The 22,969-nt window shown below is 71.2% G+C and carries 22 protein-coding genes; 16 read left to right on the forward strand and 6 right to left on the reverse strand.

The genetic code is table 11. The features are described from left to right. The first annotated feature begins 19 nt into the window (after positions 1-19). From ASE25_RS19790 to ASE25_RS19820, 7 genes are all read left to right on the forward strand, one after another. Positions 20-571, forward strand: a complete 552-nt coding sequence (locus ASE25_RS19790; protein WP_056777592.1) for a YqgE/AlgH family protein — start codon at positions 20-22, stop codon at positions 569-571. A gap of 49 nt (positions 572-620) precedes the next feature. Continuing rightward, complete coding sequence (locus tag ASE25_RS19795) at positions 621-1,424, forward strand: glutamate racemase (RefSeq protein WP_056827227.1); 804 nt, start codon at positions 621-623, stop codon at positions 1,422-1,424. Further along, entirely contained in the window at positions 1,421-1,747 is a 327-nt protein-coding gene (locus tag ASE25_RS19800) for a DUF3039 domain-containing protein (RefSeq protein WP_056775799.1), read from the forward strand. Before ASE25_RS19795 ends, ASE25_RS19800 begins: the two co-directional genes overlap by 4 nt. Before the next feature lie 157 nt (positions 1,748-1,904). Then, positions 1,905-2,873 carry a zinc metalloprotease gene (locus ASE25_RS19805; RefSeq protein WP_056827126.1) on the forward strand — a complete coding sequence of 323 codons (969 nt, stop codon included), beginning with the start codon at positions 1,905-1,907 and terminating at the stop codon, positions 2,871-2,873. Between the two features lie 123 nt (positions 2,874-2,996). Continuing rightward, complete coding sequence (locus ASE25_RS19810; protein ID WP_056775802.1) at positions 2,997-4,757, forward strand: DEAD/DEAH box helicase; 1,761 nt, start codon at positions 2,997-2,999, stop codon at positions 4,755-4,757. Positions 4,758-4,893: 136 nt separating this feature from the next. Beyond that, entirely contained in the window at positions 4,894-6,744 is a 1,851-nt protein-coding gene (locus tag ASE25_RS19815; RefSeq protein ID WP_056827228.1) for a bifunctional UDP-sugar hydrolase/5'-nucleotidase, read from the forward strand. A gap of 92 nt (positions 6,745-6,836) precedes the next feature. Then, a complete protein-coding gene (locus tag ASE25_RS19820) occupies positions 6,837-7,589 on the forward strand; it encodes a methyltransferase domain-containing protein (protein WP_056775805.1) in 753 nt (250 codons plus the stop codon). A 309-nt stretch (positions 7,590-7,898) separates the two neighbouring features. On the opposite strand, the gene ASE25_RS19825 is transcribed toward ASE25_RS19820, so the two are convergent. Further along, entirely contained in the window at positions 7,899-9,209 is a 1,311-nt protein-coding gene (locus ASE25_RS19825; protein ID WP_056827127.1) for an alpha-amylase family glycosyl hydrolase, read from the reverse strand. A 79-nt stretch (positions 9,210-9,288) separates the two neighbouring features. Continuing rightward, on the reverse strand, positions 9,289-9,798 hold the full coding sequence (locus ASE25_RS19830) for an Lrp/AsnC family transcriptional regulator (RefSeq protein ID WP_056775809.1): 510 nt from the start codon (positions 9,796-9,798) through the stop codon (positions 9,289-9,291). A gap of 107 nt (positions 9,799-9,905) precedes the next feature. Here ASE25_RS19830 and hppD point away from each other — a divergent pair, with 107 nt between their 5' ends. The 3 genes from hppD (at position 9,906) to ASE25_RS19845 (ending at position 13,791) form a co-directional block, all read left to right on the forward strand. Then, a complete protein-coding gene (gene hppD, locus ASE25_RS19835; RefSeq protein ID WP_056827128.1) occupies positions 9,906-11,138 on the forward strand; it encodes a 4-hydroxyphenylpyruvate dioxygenase in 1,233 nt (410 codons plus the stop codon). A 133-nt stretch (positions 11,139-11,271) separates the two neighbouring features. Further along, the gene (locus tag ASE25_RS19840) at positions 11,272-12,093 is read left to right on the forward strand and encodes an RDD family protein (RefSeq protein WP_056827129.1); all 822 of its coding nucleotides are present in this window, start codon (positions 11,272-11,274) and stop codon (positions 12,091-12,093) included. 135 nt (positions 12,094-12,228) lie between these two features. Next, positions 12,229-13,791, forward strand: coding sequence for a DHA2 family efflux MFS transporter permease subunit (locus ASE25_RS19845; protein ID WP_056775814.1), 1,563 nt, complete (start codon positions 12,229-12,231; stop codon positions 13,789-13,791). An 18-nt stretch (positions 13,792-13,809) separates the two neighbouring features. Here ASE25_RS19845 and fahA read toward each other — a convergent pair whose 3' ends face one another. Both fahA and ASE25_RS19855 read right to left on the reverse strand, forming a co-directional pair. Then, positions 13,810-15,063: a fumarylacetoacetase gene (gene fahA, locus ASE25_RS19850; RefSeq protein ID WP_056827130.1), complete on the reverse strand. Its 1,254-nt coding sequence runs from the start codon at positions 15,061-15,063 to the stop codon at positions 13,810-13,812. After that, complete coding sequence (locus ASE25_RS19855) at positions 15,060-15,920, reverse strand: hypothetical protein (protein WP_056827131.1); 861 nt, start codon at positions 15,918-15,920, stop codon at positions 15,060-15,062. The genes fahA and ASE25_RS19855 overlap by 4 nt, the downstream gene beginning before the upstream one ends. Positions 15,921-16,002: 82 nt before the next feature. Here ASE25_RS19855 and ASE25_RS19860 point away from each other — a divergent pair, with 82 nt between their 5' ends. Both ASE25_RS19860 and ASE25_RS19865 read left to right on the forward strand, forming a co-directional pair. Then, positions 16,003-17,277 carry a homogentisate 1,2-dioxygenase gene (locus tag ASE25_RS19860; RefSeq protein WP_056827132.1) on the forward strand — a complete coding sequence of 425 codons (1,275 nt, stop codon included), beginning with the start codon at positions 16,003-16,005 and terminating at the stop codon, positions 17,275-17,277. A 4-nt stretch (positions 17,278-17,281) separates the two neighbouring features. Continuing rightward, on the forward strand, positions 17,282-17,953 hold the full coding sequence (locus tag ASE25_RS19865; RefSeq protein ID WP_056775821.1) for an IclR family transcriptional regulator: 672 nt from the start codon (positions 17,282-17,284) through the stop codon (positions 17,951-17,953). Positions 17,954-18,067: 114 nt separating this feature from the next. On the opposite strand, the gene ASE25_RS19870 is transcribed toward ASE25_RS19865, so the two are convergent. Together ASE25_RS19870 and ASE25_RS19875 are read right to left on the reverse strand one after the other, a co-directional pair. After that, the gene (locus ASE25_RS19870; protein ID WP_056827133.1) at positions 18,068-18,682 is read right to left on the reverse strand and encodes an isochorismatase family protein; all 615 of its coding nucleotides are present in this window, start codon (positions 18,680-18,682) and stop codon (positions 18,068-18,070) included. A 3-nt stretch (positions 18,683-18,685) separates the two neighbouring features. Beyond that, on the reverse strand, positions 18,686-19,999 hold the full coding sequence (locus tag ASE25_RS19875; RefSeq protein WP_056775824.1) for a nicotinate phosphoribosyltransferase: 1,314 nt from the start codon (positions 19,997-19,999) through the stop codon (positions 18,686-18,688). A gap of 71 nt (positions 20,000-20,070) precedes the next feature. Here ASE25_RS19875 and clpS point away from each other — a divergent pair, with 71 nt between their 5' ends. From clpS to ASE25_RS19895, 4 genes are all read left to right on the forward strand, one after another. Continuing rightward, positions 20,071-20,376 carry an ATP-dependent Clp protease adapter ClpS gene (clpS, locus tag ASE25_RS19880; RefSeq protein ID WP_056827134.1) on the forward strand — a complete coding sequence of 102 codons (306 nt, stop codon included), beginning with the start codon at positions 20,071-20,073 and terminating at the stop codon, positions 20,374-20,376. After that, positions 20,376-21,074 carry a DUF2017 domain-containing protein gene (locus tag ASE25_RS19885; RefSeq protein ID WP_056827135.1) on the forward strand — a complete coding sequence of 233 codons (699 nt, stop codon included), beginning with the start codon at positions 20,376-20,378 and terminating at the stop codon, positions 21,072-21,074. The genes clpS and ASE25_RS19885 overlap by 1 nt, the downstream gene beginning before the upstream one ends. 56 nt (positions 21,075-21,130) lie before the next feature. Continuing rightward, on the forward strand, positions 21,131-21,898 hold the full coding sequence (locus tag ASE25_RS19890) for an MBL fold metallo-hydrolase (protein WP_056775830.1): 768 nt from the start codon (positions 21,131-21,133) through the stop codon (positions 21,896-21,898). Between the two features lie 119 nt (positions 21,899-22,017). Beyond that, positions 22,018-22,887, forward strand: coding sequence for an aldo/keto reductase (locus tag ASE25_RS19895; protein WP_200959187.1), 870 nt, complete (start codon positions 22,018-22,020; stop codon positions 22,885-22,887). Positions 22,888-22,969: the final 82 nt, after the last annotated feature.

Genomic DNA, 22,969 nt, shown 5'->3' on the forward strand with positions numbered 1-22,969 from the left:
GGCTGGGCCCGTGAGCTCGATGTTCCACACCGGCCGCCTCCTCGTGGCGACGCCGTCCGTCGGGGGTGACGTGTTCCATCGGTCCGTCATCCTCATGCTCCACCACGACGACGGCGGCGCCCAGGGCGTCGTGCTCAACAAGCCCCTGTCGGCCGAGGTGGACTCGGTGCTGCCGGGCTGGCAGCGTGTCGTGACCGCCCCGCACGTCCTCTTTCAGGGCGGGCCGGTGTCGACGTCGTCGGCGCTGGGGCTCGTCACGGTGCCGGGCGACGAGCCGGAGCCGCTCGGGGTCAAGCGCCTCTTCGGCTCGATCGGCCTCGTCGACCTCGACGTGCCGACCCCTGTCGTCGCGGCCGAGCTGGCGGGGCTGCGGATCTTCGCCGGCTACTCCGGGTGGGAGTCCGGCCAGCTCGAGAACGAGGTGCTGCGCGGCGACTGGTACGTCGTCGATGCGGAGGTGCGCGACGCCTTCACGCCGCGGCCGGAGGGGCTGTGGCGTGAGGTGCTCCGACGCCAGCGCGACAGCCTCGCGTACGTCGCGAACTTCCCCGACGACCCGTCGATGAACTGACATGGGCGTCACGGGGCCCGTGCGGCCGGACACCGAGGAGCATCCCGGGATGCCGAGGTCGACCAGGCGAGTTGCCTTCGTCGACAGCGGTCTCGGGCTCCTCGGGTACGCCGACGCCCTCCACGCGCTGCGGCCCGACCTCGGGCTCGTGCTGTCGCTCGACCCGGACAACATGCCCTACGGCCCGCGCACGCCCGCCGAGGTCCAGCGACTGATCCTCGCCTCGGCGCGCGCCACCCTTCCCCACGAGCCGGCCGCGATCGTCGTCGCGTGCAACACCGCCTCGGTGCACGGGCTGGGCGCCCTCCGCGCCGAGCTCGAGCCGGCCGTCCCCGTCATCGGCACGGTGCCGGCCATCCGCCCGGCGGCCGCCGGGGGAGGGCCGGTCGCCGTGTGGGCCACGGCTGCCACGACGTCGAGCGACTACCTCAGGGGCCTCGTCGACGCCTTCGCCGCCGACGTCGAGACGTATGCCGTTGCGGCCCTGGGGCTCGCCGAGGCCATCGAGTCCGGTGACCCCGACGCGGTCGACGCCTGCATCGCGTATGCCGCGTCGCAGACCCCCGCGGGCGTGCGCTCGCTCGTCCTCGGGTGCACCCACTACGGGCTCGTCGTCGACCGGATCGTCGCGGCCCTCGGGGACGGTGTGACGATCCACGACTCTCCCGTCGCGGTGGCCCGCCAGACCCTGCGGCGCCTCGGCCTCGAGCCGGCGCCGGACGGCCCAGAGGCCGGTGTCGAGGCGGTGCTGCTCAGCGGCCGACCCGGCGCGCTCCCGGCGTCGTGGGGGGCCTATCCCGCGGGGGAGCGGCTCCTTCGGGGTGCGGCAGGGCGGCATACACTCTCGTCATGAGCACGATGCCTCCCGACCCGTTCGAGCCCGAGCCGGAGCCGCTGCGGCGCACGAGCACGGCCACGATCGAGCGTGAGGAGGTTCGCGAGGAGCTCCAGGAGCCCGGTGACCACGAGCGCTTCTCGCACTACGTGCGCAAGGAGAAGATCCTCGAGAGCGCGCTGTCGGGTGAGCCCGTCGTGGCCCTCTGCGGCAAGATCTGGGTCCCGGGCCGCGACCCCCAGAAGTTCCCGGTCTGCCCGGTCTGCAAGGAGATCTACGAAGGCCTTCGCGACCCCCAGGACGGCGGCGACGGCGACCAGGGCGGCGGCGGACAGTCCTGAGCGACGCGTCCGCGGGTGCCTGACCACCACCGCCCGACCGAGGGGCTTTCCTTAAGGGTTCTTTACTCGCCCCGGCTCCGCCACTGACTGTCGCGTACCTACAGTCGCTGGGATCGTCGCCCGATCGGGCGTCGTGTCGGACGAGAAAGGTCACCCCATGAAGCTTCGCTCCCTGATGCTCGCGGCACCGCTCGCACTCGCCGCAGCATCCCTCGGCGCACCGGCGCAGGCCGCGCCCGTGATGGAGGGCCACGGCAGCGCCGCGTGCCTCGACCCGGCGGCCGTGGGCGCGGTCGGAGCCCGCGGCACCCACGGCACCGCCAAGGACCCGCACGAGCTGACCGACGCACAGGTGCGCGCCAACGAGGCCGCCCTGACCAAGGCCCTCGAGGCCAAGGGGCTGACCCGGGACTCGTCGGGCAAGGTCGTCAGGGAGGGCCAGCAGGGCAAGCCGGGCACGGGCAGCACCTTCGCACCGACGACGGTCAAGGTCTACTGGCACACCATCACCAACGGCACCCAGGGCACCGTCAGCGGCAGCGCGATCAGCAGCCAGATCAGCGTCCTCAACAAGGCCTACTCGGGGACCGGTCTCAGCTTCAGCCTCGCCGGCTCCGACTCGACGAGCAACTCGTCCTGGTACACCGTGACGCCCGGCTCGGCGGCCGAGAAGAGCATGAAGACGACGCTCCGCAAGGGCACGATGGCTGACCTCAACCTCTACTCGGCCAACATCGGTCAGGGGCTGCTGGGCTGGGCGACCTTCCCCAAGGGCACCTACGACGCCATGGACGGCGTCGTCATCCTCACGGCCTCCCTGCCCGGTGGCAGCGCGACGAACTACAATCAGGGCGACACGGCCACCCACGAGGTCGGCCACTGGGTCGGGCTCTACCACACCTTCCAGGGCGGCTGTAACGGCAACGGCGACTACGTCGACGACACGCCCGCCGAGGCCAGCGCCGCCTACCAGTGCCCGACCGGCCGCGACACGTGCACGAGCCCCGGCCTCGACCCGATCAAGAACTTCATGGACTACACGTACGACTCCTGCATGAACACCTTCACGACCGGCCAGGTCTCGCGCATGCAGGCCCAGTGGACGGCGTACCGCGCCGGCCGGTGACCACCAGCGCGCCTGCTCGACGTCGCGAAACCGACTGCGCGGCATACCATCCAGGCCGAGGCCCCGCCCGCAAGGCGGGGCCTCGGCATGTCGTCCTCGGGGATTCGTTACGGTGGCCTCTCTATGAGTTCAGGGGCCGCCTTCCACCTCCCACCCGCCTTCCCAGAGCGGGCTGCGTGGGGTACCGCCAGCAAGCTGCGCGCGTGGCAGCAGGAGGCGCTCGACCTCTACCTCGGCAAGTCGCCGCGCGACTTCCTCGCGGTCGCCACACCGGGCGCCGGCAAGACGACGTACGCCCTGCGCGTGGCCACCGAGCTGCTGAGCGCGGGCATCGTCTCGCGCGTCACGGTCGTCGCTCCCACGGAGCACCTCAAGACCCAGTGGGCCGACGCCGCCGCCCGCGTCGGCATCAGTCTCGACCCGAAGTTCAGCAACAGCATCGGCCGGCACAGCGACGACTACCACGGTGTCGCCGTGACCTACGCGCAGGTCGCCTCGCGCCCGTCGCTGCACCGCGAGCTGACGACGTCGCGCTCGACCCTCGTCATCCTCGACGAGGTGCACCACGGCGGTGACGCGAAGAGCTGGGGCGACGGCATCCGCGAGGCCTTCGAGCCCGCGACCCGTCGGCTCTCGCTGACCGGCACGCCCTTCCGCTCCGACACCTCGCCGATCCCGTTCGTCACGTACGAGCTCGACGCCGAGGGCACCCTCGTCAGCTCGAGCGACTACACCTACGGCTACGCCGAGGCGCTGCGCGACGGCGTCGTGCGACCCGTCCTCTTCATGGCCTACGGCGGCAGCATGCGCTGGCGCACCAAGGCCGGCGACGAGCTCGAGGCGCGCCTCGGCGAGCCGATGACAAAGGACTTCGTCGCCCACGCGTGGCGCACGGCGCTCGATCCCAAGGGGGAGTGGATCCCCGCGGTCCTCGCCGCCGCCGACCGGCGCCTCACCGAGGTGCGGCGCCACGTCGAGGACGCCGGCGGCCTCGTCATCGCCTCCAACCAGACCCAGGCGAGGGCGTATGCCGCCATCCTCCGCTCGTTGACCGGCGAGGCCCCGACGGTCGTCCTCTCCGACGACCTCGGCGCGAGCAAGCGCATCGAGGACTTCGGGGCGAGCGACGAGCGCTGGATGGTCGCCGTCCGCATGGTGTCCGAGGGGGTCGACGTGCCGCGGCTCGCGGTCGGGGTCTACGCGACGTCCACCTCGACGCCGCTCTTCTTCGCCCAGGCCGTCGGACGCTTCGTGCGCGCCCGACGGCGGGGTGAGACCGCGTCGGTCTTCCTGCCCTCGGTGCCCGTGGTCCTCGACCACGCGGCGCGCCTCGAGGAGCAGCGCGACCACGCCCTCGACCGCAAGCCCAACCCTGACGACATCGGCCAGATGTGGGCCGAGGAGCAGAGCCTGCTCGACGAGGCCAACCGGGCCGACAAGGCGAGCGGTGCCCTCGACGAGGGCGCCTTCGAGGCGCTCGAGTCCGACGCCCACTTCGACCACGTGCTCTTCGACAAGCAGCAGTGGGGCATGCACGCCCAGATCGGGTCGGAGGACGAGGAGGAGTACCTCGGCCTGCCGGGCCTGCTCGAGCCCGACCAGGTGTCGGCGCTGCTCCGCGAGCGGCAGAGCCGTCAGGTCAAGAAGGCCCCCCAGGGCGCCACCGCCCCCATGCCCGTCGCCGCCCACCGGGCCCTTGCCGCCCAGCGCAAGGAGCTCAACACGCTCGTCTCGACGTACGCCCGTCAGAAGGGGCTGCCGCACGCCAACGTCCACATGGACCTCCGGCGCGTCTGTGGCGGACCCGACCTCGCGGCCGCCTCGACCGAGCAGGTCACCGAGCGCATCGACAAGATCCGGCTCTGGCTCGTCGGCCGACGCTGAGGGTTCACGAAACCGACCGGTGCTGTCGGCCTATGGGCGGAAGTGTCCGGCTATGGTCGTGCACTGCGCCTCGGGGGCGAGCCGCGCACCGTGCACCGGGACTGCTCCGATCGAGCACCTGACAGCGAAGGACGACATGAGCACCGACCACACCCCTGACCTCCTCGGATCCTCCACCACCCGTCGCCAGCTGCTGGCCCTCGCCGCCGTCGGCGGCGCCGGGCTCGCGGCCGTGCGCTCGGCCGTGCCCGCCGACGCCGCTCCGGCGGCCACCGCCCCGGGCACCAACGGCGAGGTCGTCCGGCTGACCGTGCTCGGCACGACCGACCTGCACGGCAACGTCTACAACTGGGACTACTTCAAGAACGCCGAGTACACCGACGCCAAGGCCAACGACATCGGCGTGGCCAAGGCCTCCTCGATCATCAAGGCGATCCGGGCCGAGGTCGGCGCAGAGCGCACCCTGACGATCGACGCCGGCGACACGATCCAGGGCACGCCGCTCGCGTACTACTACGCCAAGATCGACCCCATCACCGGCGGCTCGACGCACCCCATGGCCGCGGCGATGAACCAGGTCGGCTACGACGCCGCCGCGCTCGGCAACCACGAGTACAACTACGGCCTCGACACGTTGCGCGCCTTCGAGAAGCAGCTGAACTTCCCGCTCCTGTCGGCCAACTCCGTCGACTGGAACACCGGCGCCCCGGTCTTCAAGCCGTGGGTCATCAAGACGGTCAAGCTGCCCGACACCAAGGCGATCAAGGTCGGCATCCTCGGCCTCGTGACGCCCGGCGTCGCGATCTGGGACAAGGCCAACGTCGAGGGCAAGGTGAAGTTCCCCGGCATCATCGAGCAGGCGAAGGTCATGGTGCCCCGCCTCAAGGCCGCCGGCGCCGACATCGTCATCGTCGCGTGCCACTCAGGCGACAACGGCAAGTCGTCGTGGGGCGACGCGCTGCCCTACGTCGAGAACGCGAGCGCGCTGCTCGCCGAGCAGGTCCCCGGCATCGACGCCGTCCTCGTCGGCCACGCGCACCTCGAGATCCCGCAGCGCTACGTCACGAACGCGCAGACCGGCAAGAAGGTCCTCCTCTCCGAGCCCTACTACTGGGGCATGCGCGTGACGCGGATGTCGATCGACGTCCAGAAGGTGCGCGGCCAGTGGCAGGTCGTCCACTCCGAGGCGACGCTCTACAACTCCAACGTCGCGCCCGAGGACCCCGCTGTGACCGGCGCCGTCGCAGCCGCCCACCAGAAGGTGCTGACCTACGTCAACGGCGTCATCGGGACGTGCACGCAGGCCATGTCGGCGTCCACGTCGCGCTACGAGGACACCGCCGCGATCGACTTCATCAACTACGTCCAGGCCGACGCGGTCAAGAAGGCGCTCGCGGGCACGCCCGAGGCGTCCCTGCCGGTCCTGTCGATCGCCGCGCCGTTCAACAAGCTCGCCGCGATCCCGGCCGGCGACGTGACGATCCGCGACGTGGCGGGCCTCTACATCTACGACAACACCCTCCTCGGCATCGTCCTCACCGGAGCCCAGGTCAAGGCGTACCTCGAGAAGAGCGCGGAGTACTTCAAGCCCTGCACGACGACGGGCCCGGTCGCCGCCGACACGATCACCAACGCCAACGCGACCCCCGACTACAACTACGACGTCATGGGTGGGCTCGACGCGGACCTCACCTACGACATCGACCTCGCCAAGGCGGTCGGCTCGCGGATCGTGAACCTCGCGAATGCCGGCAGCCCGGTGGCGCCGGACGCGCGCTTCGTCGTCGCGATCAACAACTACCGCCAGTCGGGAGGCGGCAACTTCCCGGGCGTCGTGGCCGCCCCGGTCGTCTACAACCGTCAGATCGAGATCCGCCAGCTGCTCATCGACTGGGCGACCGCCAACAAGGTCATCGACCCGGCGGCCTTCTCGAGCGTCGACTGGAAGCTCGTCAGCAACGGGAGCCCGATCACCGTCACGCCCTGACGTCGCGGGCCCGGCCGGGATGCCCCGGCCGGGCCGGTGCCGTCGTCGGTTATCCGGTGGAGGCCGGGCCCACGGGCCGGTTGGATGAGCGGATGCGTGCGTTCGAGGAGCTCGTGGACGAGGCGGTCGACGCCGACGTGACCGGCTGGGGGTTCGGCTGGCTCGACGGCCGAGCCACCGAGGAGCGGCCGGTCTGGGGCTACGCCCGGCTCCTCGCCGCTCGGCTGTCGAGGGCCACGGTTGCCCTGGACCTCGACACCGGCGGTGGCGAGATCGTCGCGCAGGTGCCGGTGCTGCCGGAGCGGATGGTCGTCACCGAGGGCTGGGCGCCCAACATGGAGCGGGCGCGCGCCCTGCTCGGGCCCCGCGGCGTCGAGGTCGTGCCCGTCACGCCGGGTGACCCGCTGCCCTTCCCGGACGCGACCTTCGACCTCGTGACGAGCCGCCACCCGGTGCGGCCGGCCTGGGACGAGATCGCGCGGGTGCTCGTCGACGGCGGCACCTACCTCGCCCAGCACGTCGGCCCGGCCTCGGCGTTCGAGCTCATCGAGCAGTTCCTCGGCCCGCTCCCGCGGGAGCGGCTGGGTCGCGACCCGGAGGCCGAGGCCCGGGAGGCTCGCGCGGCGGGCCTCGACGTCGTCGACCTGAAGACCGCGCGGTGCCGGATGGAGCTGTACGACGTGGGCGCCGTCGTGTGGCTCCTGCGTCGGTGCGTCTGGTGGGTCCCGGACTTCACCGTCGAGACCTACCGCGAGACCCTCGAACGTCTCGACGCCGGGATGCGGGCGGGCCGGCCGTTCGTCGCCCACTCGACGCGACACCTCGTCGAGGCGCGCCGGCGCTGACCCGTGCCGGCGGATGCCCCGTCCGCTCGGGGGGCGTCCCGCCGCCTGGGAGTTCAGCGGGACGCCCCGTCCCGGCCGACCGGTTGGTGGGACGTCGGCACGGCAGAGGCGTACCCGCCGGGACAGGGGAGCACCGACGGGTACGCATCTCCATTCTCGCGGATCGAAGGCCGCTGCGTGCACGGTTTCGACGGGATCACGTCATGATCTGGGCGCTCGATCGTCTACCAGTCGACGGGACACGACCCCTGTGCCGTCCGGGGCCTCGGGCCGCCCGTGGAGGAGCGCCCGAGGCCCTGCTCCGTCGCGTCAGGCGCCGACGAGGACCTGGTAGCCCCAGGCCGGCAGGGTGTACTGCTGGCCCTGCGCCAGCTCGAGGGTCTCGCCGCTGAAGGCGTCACGCCACGAGCCCGCCTGCGGGCCGTCGCCGAGCGTCACGGTCCGGTCCTCGTCGCTGAAGTTGAACGCCCCGAAGACCCGGTCGTCGCCGACGGCTCGCACGAAGCTCAGCACCGCCGCCTCGGCCGAGTTGGGGACGCGCACCATGCGCCCGCCCGCGGCACCGTTCCACAGCGCGGGGTGCGCCTTCTTGAGGGCGAAGAGCTGCCGGTAGAGCTCGCCCTGCTCGTCCTCGCGCCACTCGATCTCGTCCTTGTCGAAGAAGATGAGCCGCTTGTCGCTGCCCGCCTCCTGCCCGTTGTAGACGAGCGGCATGCCCTCGCTGACGACGGACAGGACGATCGCCGGAAGGAGGGCGTCGCCGAACTGCTCGTACTCGGTGCCTTCCCACGCGTTCTTGTCGTGGTTGCTGACGAAGAGCATCCGGTAGGCGTCGCGCTGGTAGAAGCGGTCGTTCCACGCGTAGTAGACCTTGAGGGCCTCGACGTCGGCCTTGCCGTGGGCGATCTTGTGGAGCGTCTCGTTCCAGCTCCAGCCGTACGTCATGTCGAAGGCGCGGACGTGCAGGTCGCGCGACTCCCACTCGGCGAGCATGAAGACCGGCTTGATCTCGTCGAGCTCGCGGCGTACGTTGTCCCAGAAGTCGACGGGCACGAATCCGGCCACGTCGCAACGGAACCCGTCGACATCGACGTCGCGCACCCAGAACTTCATCGCCTCGGTCATGTAGCGACGCAGGTCGGGGTTGTCGTAGTCGAGGTCGATGATGTCGTCCCAGTCCCACCATGGCGTGGGGCGCAGGTCGCCCTTCCAGTCACGGGCGTACCAGTCTGGGTGCTCCTCAACGAGCGGGTTGTCCCACGCGGTGTGGTTGGCGACCCAGTCGAGGATGACGCGCAGACCGAGACCGTGGGCCGTGTCGACGAAGTGGCGCAGGTCCTCCAGCGTGCCGAACTCCGGGTTGACGCCGAGGTAGTCCTTGACGGCGTACGGGCTGCCGAGCACGCCCTTGCGGTTCAGCTCCCCGATCGGGTGCACCGGCATGAGCCACACGATGTCGATGCCGAGGTCGCGGATGCGGGGCAGGTGCGCCTCGGCGGCGCGAAACGTGCCCTCGGGCGTGAGGTGGCGCTGGTTGATCTGGTAGATCGTCGCGCTGTGGCTCCACTCCGGGTGGGTCAGCTCGACGTCGGGCCGCGGTGCGTAGGGGTTGGCGGTCACGGTGGCTCCTGGTCCGGCTCGGTGGGATGAGTGGTGCGGTGGGTCGTTCCGGTGCTGCAGGTGGTGCGAGCGTCGCACGTCAGGACGACGTGTCGAGGAGGTGCTCGACGAGCGGGATCGTGCGGTGGTCGAGGCGCGTGGCGAGCGAGATGACGGTCGAGGCCCGCGTCACGTGCGCGTCGTCGACGACGCGGTCGATGACCCGTTGGAGGTCGGCGTTGTCGCGACCGACGATGCGGATGAGCACGTCACCGGAGCCGGTGATCGTGTGCGCCTCGAGCACCTCGGGGATGGCGGCGAGGTGGTCGACGACGGGGGAGTGCCCACCGCGACCCTGCCGGATCTCGAGGGTGCAGAACGCCGTCACGGGGTAGCCGATGGCGGCCGGGTCGACGTCCGGGGCCATCGAGCGGAGCACGCCGGTGCGCTGCAGCCGGTCCAGCCGGGCCTGCACGGTGCCGCGGGCCACGCCCAGGCGGCGAGAGGCGCCGAGCACGCCGATGCCCGGCTCGGTGAGCAGCAGGAGCAGGATGCGGCAGTCGAGCGCGTCGACCGGTGCGCGCACCGACGGTCCCGCTCCTGAGGTCATGGACAGAGTGTCCATCACCACACGGCATACGGGCAACACTTTGTGCACTGTGTTCAGCCGCGAAGGCCGCTGTTGCACACCTCGACGCTCTCGGTCACTCTCGCTCCATGACCGACACGATGCCGTCTCCGGCCGCCGACCTCACCGACCAGGAGCGCGAGGCCGACCTCGACCTCGACCAGCTCAAGCAGCTCGTCGGTCTCGTCGAGTACGACGAGAACACCGACGTCTTCCCCGTCACCGGATGGGACGCGATCGTCTTCGTCGCCGGCAACGCCACGCAGAGCGCGCACTACTACCAGAGCGCCTGGGGCATGGAGCTCGTCGCCTACTCGGGCCCCGAGAACGGCAACCGCGACCACAAGGCGTTCGTCCTCAAGAGCGGCTCGATCCGCTTCGTCATCAAGGGCGCCGTCGACCCTGACAGCCCCCTCGCCGACCACCACCGCCGCCACGGCGACGGCGTCGTCGACATCGCTCTCGAGGTGCCCGACGTCGACAAGTGCGTCGCCCAGGCCGTCAAGGCCGGTGCGACGGTCCTCGAGGAGCCCACCGACCACACCGACGAGCACGGCACGGTGCGCACCGCCGCCATCGCGACCTACGGCGAGACCCGCCACACCCTCGTCCAGCGTGCCGTGAACGGGCAGAGGTACGCCGGCCCGTACCTTCCCGGCTACGTCCCGACCGCGTCGTCGATCGTCCGCCGCGAGGGCCAGCCCAAGCGTCTCTTCCAGGCCCTCGACCACATCGTCGGCAACGTCGAGCTCGGCCACATGGACGAGTGGGTCTCCTTCTACAACCGCGTCATGGGCTTCGTGAACATGGCCGAGTTCATCGGTGACGACATCGCCACCGACTACTCCGCGCTCATGAGCAAGGTCGTCGCCAACGGCAACCACCGCGTCAAGTTCCCGCTCAACGAGCCGGCCATCGCGAAGAAGAAGAGCCAGATCGACGAGTACCTCGAGTTCTACCGCGGCGCCGGCGCGCAGCACCTCGCCGTCGCGACGAACGACATCCTCGCCTCGGTGGATGCCCTGCGCGCCAACGGTGTCGAGTTCCTCGACACCCCTGACTCGTACTACGAGGACGCCGAGCTGCGCGAGCGCATCGGCAACGTCCGGGTGCCGATCGAGGAGCTGCAGAAGCGCAAGATCCTCGTCGACCGCGACGAGGACGGCTACCTCCTGCAGATCTTCACCAAGCCGCTCGGCGACCGCCCGACGGTCTTCTTCGAGCTCATCGAGCGGCACGGTTCGCTCGGGTTCGGCAAGGGCAACTTCAAGGCGCTCTTCGAGGCGATCGAGCGCGAGCAGGACAAGCGCGGCAACCTCTGAGTCGCACCGACGTGACCCTCGGCCCCGGTCCGGTCCCTGCCTTCGGGCGGGAACGGGCCGGGGCCGAGGCGCACCCGCCACCAGTCGGGGCGCCGCTGGTCTGGGAACGCCGATGCCGTGGCACAGTTGGGGCATGAGCCAGCAGCCCTCCGGGTGGTACGACGACCCCAGCAACACCGACATGCTCCGTTACTGGGACGGCGTGTCGTGGACCAACCACACCGCCCCGAAGAAGTCGCCGACCATCGCGCAGAGCACCATCGGCCTGCCGCACCAGAGCCCGCAGAGCCCGCAGGGACAGGTCCCGCCGGACCGCACCGGCGTCCCGACGCCGACGACACCGATGCCTCAGGGCAGCGGCTGGCAGACCCAGTCACCGGCGCAGCAGAGCTACTACCAGCAGGCCCCCGCCAACACGCAGTGGATGCACAACATCAAGACCACCGCCGACGGGGTGCCCCTCGCCCCGTGGGGCAAGCGTTTTGCGGCGTGGGTCGTCGACGGGCTCATCCTCGCCGTCGTCGGCGGGATCATCTCGTGGTTCGCGACGCCTCGACTGTCCGAGCTCTTCTCCCAGATGGTGACCGCCGCCCAGGCCGGCGACCAGGCGCGCCTCGTCGAGATCCAGAACGAGCTCACCGGACCCGCAGTGCAGTTCTCGCTCTTCCTGTGGCTCGTGGCGACGGCCTACTGCCTCGTGTTCTGGACGACGATCGCTCAGACCCCCGGCAAGATGGCGCTCGGCATCAGCGTCCGCCGTGCCGCCGAGCCCGGCCCGCTGCCGCTGGGCACCGCAGTCATGCGTCGGCTCGTCCCGCTGGCCGGTCAGTTCGTCCCCTTCCTGTCCCTGCTCGACGGCCTCTGGCCGCTGTGGGACGACAAGCGCCAGGCCCTGCACGACAAGGTCGCGAGCACCCAGGTCGTCGAGGGGAAGCAGCCGCGCAAGCAGGGCTGATGCCCTGACGGCTCGGCCGGCGGCGTAACTCCCTTGCGCCGTCGTCGGTGGTCGGCGCGACAATGGAGACTGCGCGGGTAGTCCCGCGCCCACGGCGCCGATGCCGTCGCGCACCCCTCGTCCCCCGGAGTCATCGTGTCTGCTCCCAGCGCCACCAGCCAGCCCAGCTACCCCGACAAGATCGACGGGCCGGTCCTCAAGATCGCCGGCGTCGTCGTGCTCGGGGCGATCATGTCGATCCTCGACATCACCGTCGTCAACATCGCCCTGCCGACCTTCCAGACGGTCTTCGCCGAGAGCCCCGAGCAGCCGTTGCCCTACTCCACCGTCGCGTGGACGGTGACGGCCTACACCCTCGCGCTCGCGACGGTCATCCCGCTCACGGGCTGGGCCGCCGACCGGTTCGGCACGAAGCGGCTCTACGTCCTCGCCGTCGCGCTCTTCACCGCCGGCTCGGCCCTGTGTGCCACCGCCGGGTCGATCGAGTTCCTCATCGGCTTCCGCGTGCTGCAGGGACTCGGCGGGGGCATGCTCATGCCGCTCGGCATGACGATCATGACGCGCGCCGCCGGCCCGGCCCGGATGGGCCGGCTGATGGCGATCCTCGGTGTCCCGATGCTGCTCGGCCCGATCTTCGGACCCATCCTCGGTGGCTGGCTCATCGAGGTCGCGAGCTGGCACTGGATCTTCCTCATCAACGTGCCGATCGGCATCGTCGCGGCGCTCTACGCCCTGTGGGCCCTGCCGTCCGATGCCCCTGAGCCCTCCGAGTCCTTCGACGTCGTCGGCATGCTGCTCATGTCGCCCGGCCTGGCGCTCTTCCTCTACGGCATCAGCTCGATCCCCGGCGAGGGCACGATCATCTCCACGAAGGTGCTCGTCCCGCTCTGCATCGGGCTCGTCATGCTCGTCACCTTCGTCTTCTACAGCTTCCGGCCCGAGCACCCGCTGCTCGACCTGCGGCTCTTCCGCAACCGCCGCCTCAGCGTCGCGACGATCACGATGTTCCTCTTCGCCGCGGCCTTCTTCGGTGGCCTGCTGCTCGTGCCGACCTACCTCCAGCAGGTGCGGGGACTCGACACGCTCCACGCGGCGTTCCTCATGGTGCCCCAGGGCCTCGGCGCGATGGTGACGATGCCGATCGCGGGCGCCCTGTCGGACCGCATCCCGGTGGGCCGCATCGTGCCCTTCGGGCTGCTGGCCATCACGGGCGGGATGTTCGCGCTGACACAGGTGGGTGTCGACACCCCGTACTGGGGCTTCATGGTCCCGGTGCTCTTCGTCATGGGTCTCGGCATGGGCGGCACGATGATGCCGCTCATGACCTCGGCGCTCAAGACGCTGCAGAGCCACCAGGTGGCGCGCGGATCGACGCTGCTCAACATCACCCAGCAGATCGCGAGCTCGGTCGGTGTCGCCGTCATCTCCGTGGTCTTCACGAACTACCTCAGTGCCTCGGCGCTGGCCGGCCCGGCCATCGCGGCGCTGCACGACCCGACCCTCGTCGACGACGTCGGCGGGCCGGCCGCGGTGCAACAGGGCCTGGCCGAGGCCGCCGACGCATTCGGCGCCACCTTCCTCGTCGCCGCGATCCTCGTGGCGCTGACGCTGATCCCGGCGTCGTTCCTGCCCCGCAAGCACGAGGAGTCGCACTTCCTCGACGACCAGGCCGAGGCGGCGCCGGTCGTCATCCACTGAGGCCGGCCCCCAGAGCCCTCAGCGGGCGGGTCGTATGGTGCCGGTGACCTCGCCGAGGCCGATGCGCGAGCCGTCCGGTCCCGGCGCCCAGGCCGTCATGGTGACCGTGTCGCCGTCCTCGAGGAAGCCGCGGGTCGTGCCGTCGGCGAGCGTCAGCGGCTCCGTGCCGTTCCACGTCAGCTCGAGCAGGCTGCCCCGGGTGTCGCGCGTCGGGCCGCTGATCGTGCCCGAGCCGAAGAGGTCGCCGTCACGCAGGGAGGCGCCGTTGACGGTGAGGTGCGCGAGCATCTGTGCCGGCGACCAGTACATCCCGGCGTGCTCGGGGCGCGAGACGACCGTGCCGTTGAGGCTGACCTCGACGTGCACGTCGAGGCCGAAGGCGTCACCGCGCAGATACGGCAGCAGCTCCGGATCCGACTGTCCCGGAAGGGGAACGCGGGCCGCGGTCAACGCCTCGAGCGGGGTGACCCACGCGGAGACCGACGTGGCGAAGGACTTGCCGAGGAACGGGCCCAGCGGCACGTACTCCCAGGCCTGGATGTCGCGGGCGCTCCAGTCGTTGAGGACGACGACGCCGAAGAGGTGGTCGGGCGCGTCGTCGACCGAGACCCGTGACCCGAGAGCGGTCGCGCCGCCGACGACGTAGCCGAGCTCCGCCTCGATGTCGAGGCGGATGCTCGGGCCGAACACGGGGGTGGGGTCGTTCGGGCCCCTGCGTTGGCCCGTCGGGCGGACGACGTCGGTGCCCGACACGACGACGGTGCCGGCGCGGCCGTGGTAGCCGATGGGCAGGTGCTTCCAGTTGGGTGGGAGCGCGGCGTTGTCCGGGCGGAAGATCTGGCCGACGTTGCTCGCGTGGTCCTCGCTCGCATAGAAGTCGACGTAGTCGGCGACGTCGACGGGCAGGTGGAGCGTGACCTCCTCCACGGGGTGCAGGTGCGGCGAGACGCCGTCGCGGTGCACCTCGTCGCGGAGCACCTCGGTCAGCCACTCCCGGGCGACGGTCCACGCCGGGCGGCCGAGGGCGAGGAAGGCGTTGAGGCTCGGCGTCTGCCATGCCGTCGCGAGATCGGGTCCGTCACCCACGAGCCCGGCGTCGCGGCCGATCGCAGCGACGGCTCCGGCATCGAGCACGAGGTCACCGATGCGCACCCCGACGCGCCGGTCCGGGTCGCCTACCGTGCTGAAGACGCCGTAGGGGAGGGTGTCGATGCCGAACGGGTGGTCGGCGGGGACGTCGAGCCAGGTGCTCGGCCGGGTGGGCGGCGTCATGCGTGGGACTCCTCGGTGGTGATCAGCCCGAGTGCCTCGAGCTCGGTCAGGGGGTCGAGCACGCCGCAGCAGCCGTAGGCGGTGAAGCTCTCGCGGACCTGCTCCGCGTCCTCCGTGGGCAGGCTCGAGACAGCAGTGACGAGCACCTCGGCGTGGTGACGAGCGAGGATGCCGGCCAGGTCGTGCGCCTCGGCACCGCCCAGCGCCTCGTGCGTCGCGAGCAGGACGTTGAGCAGCCCGTGCATCGGCTCGCCGCCGTGGTTGCCCCGGACCGCGTGGTGCAGGCCTCCGGTCAGCTTGAACGGGAGGCCGTGCAGCACGACGGCGTCGAGGAAGCCGCCGAGCGTCGCCTCGTCGGGCCACGGCCACGTCGGGGTCGACCCGGTGCGGAACTTCGCCATCACGTCGTGCTCCTCGTCGACGGCGGCAGCGATGTCGTCGAGGCCGCGAGCCTGGTCGTCCCCGAGGCCCACCTCGACGACGACGGGGATCTCGGCGTCGAGGACCTGCCGCCACTCGGGTGACCATCCGAGCTCGGCTGCCGTGACGAGCACCCGCTCGTCGTCGCGCAGCGAGGCGAGCGCGTCGACGAGGGGCCGCGCCGGGCTGCCGGGGCGCACGACGAGGCTGACCTCGAGCGGTGCCTGGGCGGTGCGGGGGTCCGTGGCGGCGAAGGCTGCGAGCTCGCCCGCCGACGCGGCGGGGACGAGCAGCGGCCCGATGTGGACGGCATACGGACCCGTGCGTCGGTCGAGGTGCTCGCGCACGGCCACGTCGAGCGGGGCCAGCCCTGGCGGGAAGACCGCGGCGTCGTCGACGAGGCGGTCGAAGAGGGGCGCGAACGGCGTCCTTGACATGTCCGGGAGCGTACTCCACTGTTGCAATAGCGATACACCAGCGTCCGCTCATCGGACGCGCTCGACGGAGAGGCCCTCGCCCATGGCGCACTACCAGTCGGTCGGCAGCATCCCGCCCAAGCGGCACACCCAGCACCGCCGACCCGGCGCCGGGAGCGCCCCGGGCGAGCTCTACTACGAGGAGCTGATGGGCGAGGAGGGCTTCAGCTCCGACAGCTCGCTGCTCTACCACCGCAACATCCCCTCGACGACGGTCGGCTCCGCCGTCTGGGAGGTGCCTGACCAGTCGACGACGCCGAACCACCCGCTGACACCTCGGCACCTCAAGCTCCATGACCTCTTCGACGCCGCGTCCGTCGAGGGCACCGACGTCGTCACGGGGCGCCGCCTCGTCCTCGGCAACGGCGACGTGCGCATCTCGTATGCCGTTGCCGGCGCGCCGAGCCCGTGGTACCGCAACGGGATCGGCGACGAGTGCGTCTACGTCGAGCGCGGCCGGGCTCGCGTCGAGACGGTCTTCGGCGCCTTCGACGTCGCCGAGGGCGACTACGTCATCATCCCCAGGGCGACGACGCACCGATGGCTCCCCGAGGTCTCCGGCGACGAGCCGCTGCGGGCGTACTGCATCGAGGCGAACAGCCACATCGCGCCTCCGAAGCGCTACCTCAGCAAGTACGGCCAGCTCCTCGAGCACGCCCCCTACTGCGAGCGCGACCTGCGCCAGCCCGAGGGTCCGCTGCTCGCCGAGGACGTCGGCGCGAGCCCCGACGAGGAGACCGACGTCTACATCAAGCACCGCGGCAACGGCCCGGGTGGCGTCGTCGGCACGATCCACACGCTGCCGTTCCACCCGCTCGACGTCGTCGGCTGGGACGGCTGCCTCTACCCCTACGTCTTCAACGTGCGCGACTTCGAGCCGATCACCGGCCGCGTCCACCAGCCGCCGCCCGTGCACCAGGTCTTCGAGGGCTGGAACTTCGTCATCTGCAACTTCGTGCCCCGCAAGGTCGACTACCACCCGCTCGCGATCCCCGTTCCCTACTACCACTCGAACGTCGACAGCGACGAGATCATGTTCTACGTCGATGGCGACTACGAGGCCCGCAAGGGATCGGGCATCGGCAAGGGGTCGGTCTCGGTGCACCCGGGCGGCCACCCGCACGGCCCGCAGCCCGGTGCGACCGAGGGCTCGATCGGCGTCGAGAGCTTCGACGAGCTCGCCGTCATGGTCGACACGTTCCGTCCGCTCGAGCTCGGTGAGGGCGGTGTGGCCGTCGACGACGGCCTCTACGCGATGTCGTGGTCCAAGGGGGCGGGCCGCGCGAGGACGCCCGGCGGCGCCCATTCCGAGGGCTGACCGCGTGCCCGGTCCGGCCGCCCCTCGAGGTGAGTCCTCCCAGACCCTCGATCGCGGTATCCGCGTTCTCGAGACGCTGGCGGGCACCGAGGGGTCGGCCGGTCTGACGATCACCGAGCTCGCTGCAGGCCTCGGCGTCGGACGGCCGGTCGTCTACCGTCTCGTGACGACGCTCGAGGACCACCACCTCGTCTCCCGGGCATCCGACGGGCGGGTGCGTCTCGCGCTGGGGATCAGCCGACTCGCCTCGGCCGTGACTCCCGTCGTGCGCAGCGAGGCCCGGCCCGTGCTGCGCGAGCTCGCCGACGCCGTGGGGGCGACGGCACACCTGACGATCGCCGAAGGCGACGAGGCCCTGGCTCTCGTCGTCGTCGAGCCGTCGTGGACCGACGTCCACGTCGCCTACCGCTCCGGCGCCCGGCACCGGCTCGACCAGGGCGCTGCGGGACGGGCGATCCTCGCGGGTCGGACGGGGGAGCGCGGCGTCGTCGGCACGGACGGGGAGCTGCAGGCGGGGGCGCACGGGCTCGCGGTGTCGCTGTCGACCCGCACCGACCCGGCCCCGGGTGGCGTCGAGGCCTCGGTCGGTGTCGTCTCGCTCGAGCCGCTCGACGTGCGCACCGTGGGTCCGCGGCTCGAGCACGCCGCCCGCGCCCTCCGAGCCGTCCTCCGCTGACCCCCTCACCCTCCCCCCGTCGAGTGAGCGCTCAGCCCCAGTCGAGTGAGAGCGAATTCCCGTGTGACCCAACGCAGATGGGACGTGGCGCTCACTCGCGTGGGAGGAGCGGGGTCAGCCGCCGACCCGTGGTGTGCCGAGCAGCCGGATACCCTCCTCGCGCAGCTCTGCGAGGGCCGCGTCGGTCGTGGACCTGGAGACTCCCGCGGTGAGGTCGAGCAGCACGGTGGCCTCGAAGCCCTCACGCTGCGCGTCGGCCGCGGTGGCCCGCACGCAGTGGTCGGTGGCGATGCCGACGACGTCGACGCGGGAGACGCCGCGCTCGGTGAGCCATGCGGCAAGGGTGCTGTGCTGGTCGTCGACCGACCGTCCCTCGAATCCGCTGTAGGCAGCCGCATGCTCGCCCTTGCGGAAGACCGCCTCGACGTGACCCAGGGCGCCGGCGAGCCTCGGGTGGAACTCGGCACCCTCGCTGCCTGCGACGCAGTGCACCGGCCACGAGTCGACGAAGTCGGGGGTCGACGAGAAGTGCGGTCCTGGGTCGACGTGCCAGTCGGCGGTCACGACGACGTGGTCGTAGTCCGCGGCGTGCCGGCCCACGTGCTCGCTCACCTCGCGGGCGACGTCGGCGCCGCCGGTGACGGCGAGGGACCCGCCCTCGCAGAAGTCGTTCTGGACGTCGACGATGATCAGCGCCCGTGCGCCGTCGGCATGCGTGGGTCCGGCCATGGCTCAGTCCTTCTCGTAGACGGTGGGGATCACGGGCTCGCCCCTCGACAGCTGGGCCGCCGCCCGGGGCAGCTCCGCGCGCGAGGCCTCGTGGCGGGCGCGGGCCTCGTGGATGTCCTGGTGGTCGACGACCTCGCCGGCGCGGACGAGGTCGATCATGAGCCGGCGGTCGTTGCCGTCGTCGCGCGGCTGCTCACCGATGCCGATGACCTCGGCCTGCGCGATCCCGTCGTCGCGAAGGCGCCGCATGGCCCACTTGCGGCCCCCGACCGACGTCTTGTCCTTGCTCTTCTTCTCGACGCCCTGCATCTGCCCGGACGCGTCCTCGCGCTGGACGAGCTTGTAGACCATGGATGCCGTGGGGGCCCCGGAGCCGGTCACGAGGGCCGTGCCGACGCCGTAGCCGCTGACGGGTCCGGCAGCCAGGCCCGCGATGGCGTACTCGTCCAGGTCGGAGGTGACGATGATCCGGGTGTCGGTGTTGCCCGCCGCGTCGAGCTGGGCGCGCACCTCGGTGGCCAGGATGAGCAGGTCGCCCGAGTCGAGCCGGACCGCCCCCAGGCCGGGCCCGGCGATCTCCATGGCGAGAGCGACGGCCGTCCGCACGTCGTAGGTGTCGACGAGGAGGGTCGTGCCCTTGCCGAGCGACTCGACCTGCGCGGTGAAGGCCTCCTTCTCCGAGTCGTAGAGGAGGGTGAAGGCGTGCGCGGCCGTGCCCGTCGTCGGCACGCCGTAGCGACGCCCGGCCTCGAGGTTGCTCGTCGCGTCGAACCCGGCGACGTAGGCCGCGCGAGCGGCTGCGACGGCCGACTCCTCGTGGGTGCGTCGTGAGCCCATCTCGATGCAGGGCCTGCCCATGGCGGCGGTCGTCATGCGCGAGGCAGCGGACGCGATCGCCGTGTCGTGGTTGAGGATCGAGAGCACGAGAGTCTCGAGGATGACGCCCTCGGCGAAGGTGGACTCGACGACGAGCACCGGTGACTGCGGGAAGTAGCACTCGCCCTCGGCGTAGCCGCTGACGTCCCCGGAGAAGCGGTAGTCGGCGAGCCAGTCGACGGTGGCCCGGTCGACGACCTTGCGGTCGGAGAGGAAGCGCAGCTCGTCGTCGCCGAAGCGGAACTGCTCGAGCGCCTCGAGCACCCGGCCCGTTCCCGCGATGACCCCGTAGCGGCGGCCGTCGGGAAGCCGGCGGGCGAACGCCTCGAAGACGCAGCGCCGGTGCGCCTCGCCCGAGGCGAGGGCGGCCTGGAGCATCGTCAGCTCGTAGTGGTCGGTCAGCAGCGCCGTGCTCGCGGCGCGAGGGCTCGTCGGGCTCACGTGCCCACCCTAGGTGTCGCGGGCCTCGGGGACCGTCTGCCCCGCGGCCTCGGTGGACCTAGGGTGGCCCTGTGACCGCAGCCACCCTCTCCCTCGCTCCCGCCGAGCAGGAGGTGACCTCCACGGACGAGGCCGTCGCACCCGACGTGCCGTGGGTGACGATCGTCTGGAACGACCCCGTCAACCTCATGACGTACGTGACGTGGGTCTTCGAGACCTACTTCGGCTACGCCCGTCCGAAGGCGGAGAAGCTGATGATGGACGTGCACGTCAAGGGCCGTGCGGTCGTCTCCAACGGCCCCCGCGAGTCGATGGAGCGCGACGCGGAGGCGCTGCAAGGCTACGGCCTCTGGGCCACGTTCGAGAAGGACAGCTGATGGCCCGCGCCTTTTTGCGCGAGAAGGACCACTACGTCGCGCTCCTCGAGTCCACCGAGCGCACGGTGCTCCTCGGCCTCATGCAGCAGACGCGCCTGCTGCTCTCGCCCGAGATCGAGCCGACGGGTGACGCGTTCGACGACCTCGTGGCGTCCATGGGCCTGTCGCTGAGCGCAGCCGACCAGCAGACCGACTCGGCGTCGCTCGACGACCGCGACCCGGCTCTCGACCGGCTCCTGCCGACGGCCCATCGCGGTGACGACGAGATCGCGGCCGAGTTCCGTCGCCTCACCGAGGAGGGCCTGCGCCAGCGCAAGAGCGGCAACCTCGACGTCGCGCTCGCGTGCGTCGACGGGGCCGTCGGCAACCGGGTCGTGCTCGACGAGGCGCAGGCGCCGGCCTTCCTCATGGCGCTCACCGACGTGCGCCTGCTGCTCGGGGAACGCATGGGCATGCGCACCGAGGAGGACGCCGAGGCGCTGCACGCCGCGATGGACGACATCGACGACGACGACCCGCTCGGCTACGCGATGGCGTGGTACGACTTCCTCACCTGGCTGCAGGAGACCCTCACCCACGCGCTCATGGGAACCGACCTGCGTGACGTCGTGGCGGCATACGACGCCGACGACGTCGAGGACGACCTCGAGGAGGACGTCGACGACGACGAAGGCCGGCGCCCGGACGGCACGGTGTGACGCACCCGACGCCATGTCGCCGGGCCGGAGTCGGTGCCGGCACCTAGGCTCGTGACGTGGACGTCACGATCGTCGGGTGCTCGGGATCCTTCGCGGGTCCACGCTCGCCCGCCTCGTCCTACCTCGTCCGCACCGAGCACGAGGGTCGCACGTGGAGCATCGTGCTCGACCTCGGCAACGGCGCCCTCGGCGCCCTGCAGCGCCACATCGAGCCGTATGCCGTCGACGCGGTGCTGCTCAGCCACCTGCACGTCGACCACTGCATCGACATGTGCGGGCTCTACGTCATGATGCGCTACCTCCCCGGCGGTCCCGGGCGCGCGACGATGCCGGTCTGGGGGCCCGCGGGCACCGGAGTGCACCTCGCCCGCGCCTACGGCGGTGGCGAGGCCGAGGGCGTCCTGTCCGTCTTCGACTTCCACGACCTGCGCCACCGCGAGCCCGTGACGGTCGGGCCGTTCACGATCACGCCGGTGCACGTCAACCACCCGGTCGAGGCCTACGGCTTCCGGGTCGAGGCCGACGGTCGTGTGCTCGCCTACACCGGCGACACCGACACGTGCGACCAGCTCGACGAGCTCATGACGGGCGCCGACCTCGTGCTCGCCGACTCGGCCTTCGTCGAGGGCCGCGACACGGTGCCCGACATCCACCTCTCGGGTCGCCGGGCCGCCGAGGCGGCCGTCCGGGCCGGGGGAGTGCGTCGCCTCATGCTGACCCACATCCCGGCCTGGAACGACGCCGAGGTGTGTCGGGCGGAGGCTGCCGCCGTGTGGCCGGGCTGCGTCGAGCTCGCCGAGCCGGACGCCACCTACCGCCTCTGACGGATCCGGCTGCGGGTGACGGCCCCCGAAGCCGGGTATGGACCTTGACGGTGCGTCGCGCGCCCGGCAGTCGCCGGACGTCCGCCGACGACCGGAACGACCGAACCAAGGAGGCACCGTTGCAGCAGCGAACCATCGGATCGAGGAAGGTCAGCGCGATCGGTCTCGGCGGCATGCCGATGTCCATCGAGGGGCGGCCCGACGAGGACCGCTCGATCCGGACCATCCACGCCGCGCTCGACGCCGGCGTGACCCTCATCGACACGGCCGACGCCTACCACCGTGACGCCGGCGAGGTGGGCCACAACGAGTCCCTCATCGCCAAGGCGCTCTCGTCGTGGTCCGGCAGCGCGGCTGACGTCCTCGTCGCCACGAAGGGTGGGCACCTGCGCCCGGGGGACGGGTCCTGGACCCAGAACGGCCGCCCCGACCACCTCAAGGAGGCCGCCAAGGCCTCGCTCCAGCGGCTCGGCGGCGAGGCCATCGGGCTCTACCAGTTCCACCGGCCCGACCCCGACGTGCCGTATGCCGAGTCCGTCGGTGCGCTCGTGGACCTGCTCGACGCGGGAGTCATCGAGATGGCCGGCATCTCCAACGCCGACCCGGCCCAGATCCGCGAGGCGCAGGATGTGCTCGGCGGCCGCCTCGTGTCGGTGCAGAACCAGTTCTCGCCGGCCTTCCGCAGCAGCCGCGCGGAGCTCGACCTGTGCGCCGAGCTCGGCATCGCCTTCCTGCCGTGGAGCCCGCTGGGCGGCATCAGCAGGGCAGGTGACCTCGGGAGCCGGCACGACGCGTTCGCAGAGGTGGCGAAGGCACACGACGTGAGCCCGCAGCGGGTGGCCCTCGCATGGGAGCTGGCGCTCGCGCCGACCGTCGTGCCCATCCCGGGAGCCTCCCGTCCCGAGAGCATCCAGGACTCGGTGCAGGCCGTCGACCTCGAGCTGTCGGCCGACGTGGTCGAGCGACTCTCAGCCGAGACGCTCGACTGAACAGCCCGTCATCGCGTCGCGGGGACGGGTCCTTACGGTTCACGAACGAGCCGTCCGGGCCCGTCCCCGCACCCGCGATTGA

The sequence above is a fragment of the Terrabacter sp. Root85 genome, assembly GCF_001429185.1.
In the GTDB taxonomy this organism is placed as follows: Bacteria; Actinomycetota; Actinomycetes; order Actinomycetales; family Dermatophilaceae; genus Terrabacter.

Coding starts and splice junctions, on each gene's coding strand:
- ASE25_RS19790 (WP_056777592.1), top strand. CDS start 20: ATGTTCCACACCGGCCGCCTCCTCGTGGCGACGCCGTCCGTCGGGGGT.
- ASE25_RS19795 (WP_056827227.1), top strand. CDS start 621: ATGCCGAGGTCGACCAGGCGAGTTGCCTTCGTCGACAGCGGTCTCGGG.
- ASE25_RS19800 (WP_056775799.1), top strand. CDS start 1,421: ATGAGCACGATGCCTCCCGACCCGTTCGAGCCCGAGCCGGAGCCGCTG.
- ASE25_RS19805 (WP_056827126.1), top strand. CDS start 1,905: ATGAAGCTTCGCTCCCTGATGCTCGCGGCACCGCTCGCACTCGCCGCA.
- ASE25_RS19810 (WP_056775802.1), top strand. CDS start 2,997: ATGAGTTCAGGGGCCGCCTTCCACCTCCCACCCGCCTTCCCAGAGCGG.
- ASE25_RS19815 (WP_056827228.1), top strand. CDS start 4,894: ATGAGCACCGACCACACCCCTGACCTCCTCGGATCCTCCACCACCCGT.
- ASE25_RS19820 (WP_056775805.1), top strand. CDS start 6,837: ATGCGTGCGTTCGAGGAGCTCGTGGACGAGGCGGTCGACGCCGACGTG.
- ASE25_RS19830 (WP_056775809.1), bottom strand. CDS start 9,798: ATGACCTCAGGAGCGGGACCGTCGGTGCGCGCACCGGTCGACGCGCTC.
- hppD (WP_056827128.1), top strand. CDS start 9,906: ATGACCGACACGATGCCGTCTCCGGCCGCCGACCTCACCGACCAGGAG.
- ASE25_RS19840 (WP_056827129.1), top strand. CDS start 11,272: ATGAGCCAGCAGCCCTCCGGGTGGTACGACGACCCCAGCAACACCGAC.
- fahA (WP_056827130.1), bottom strand. CDS start 15,063: ATGACGCCGCCCACCCGGCCGAGCACCTGGCTCGACGTCCCCGCCGAC.
- ASE25_RS19855 (WP_056827131.1), bottom strand. CDS start 15,920: ATGTCAAGGACGCCGTTCGCGCCCCTCTTCGACCGCCTCGTCGACGAC.
- ASE25_RS19860 (WP_056827132.1), top strand. CDS start 16,003: ATGGCGCACTACCAGTCGGTCGGCAGCATCCCGCCCAAGCGGCACACC.
- ASE25_RS19870 (WP_056827133.1), bottom strand. CDS start 18,682: ATGGCCGGACCCACGCATGCCGACGGCGCACGGGCGCTGATCATCGTC.
- ASE25_RS19885 (WP_056827135.1), top strand. CDS start 20,376: ATGGCCCGCGCCTTTTTGCGCGAGAAGGACCACTACGTCGCGCTCCTC.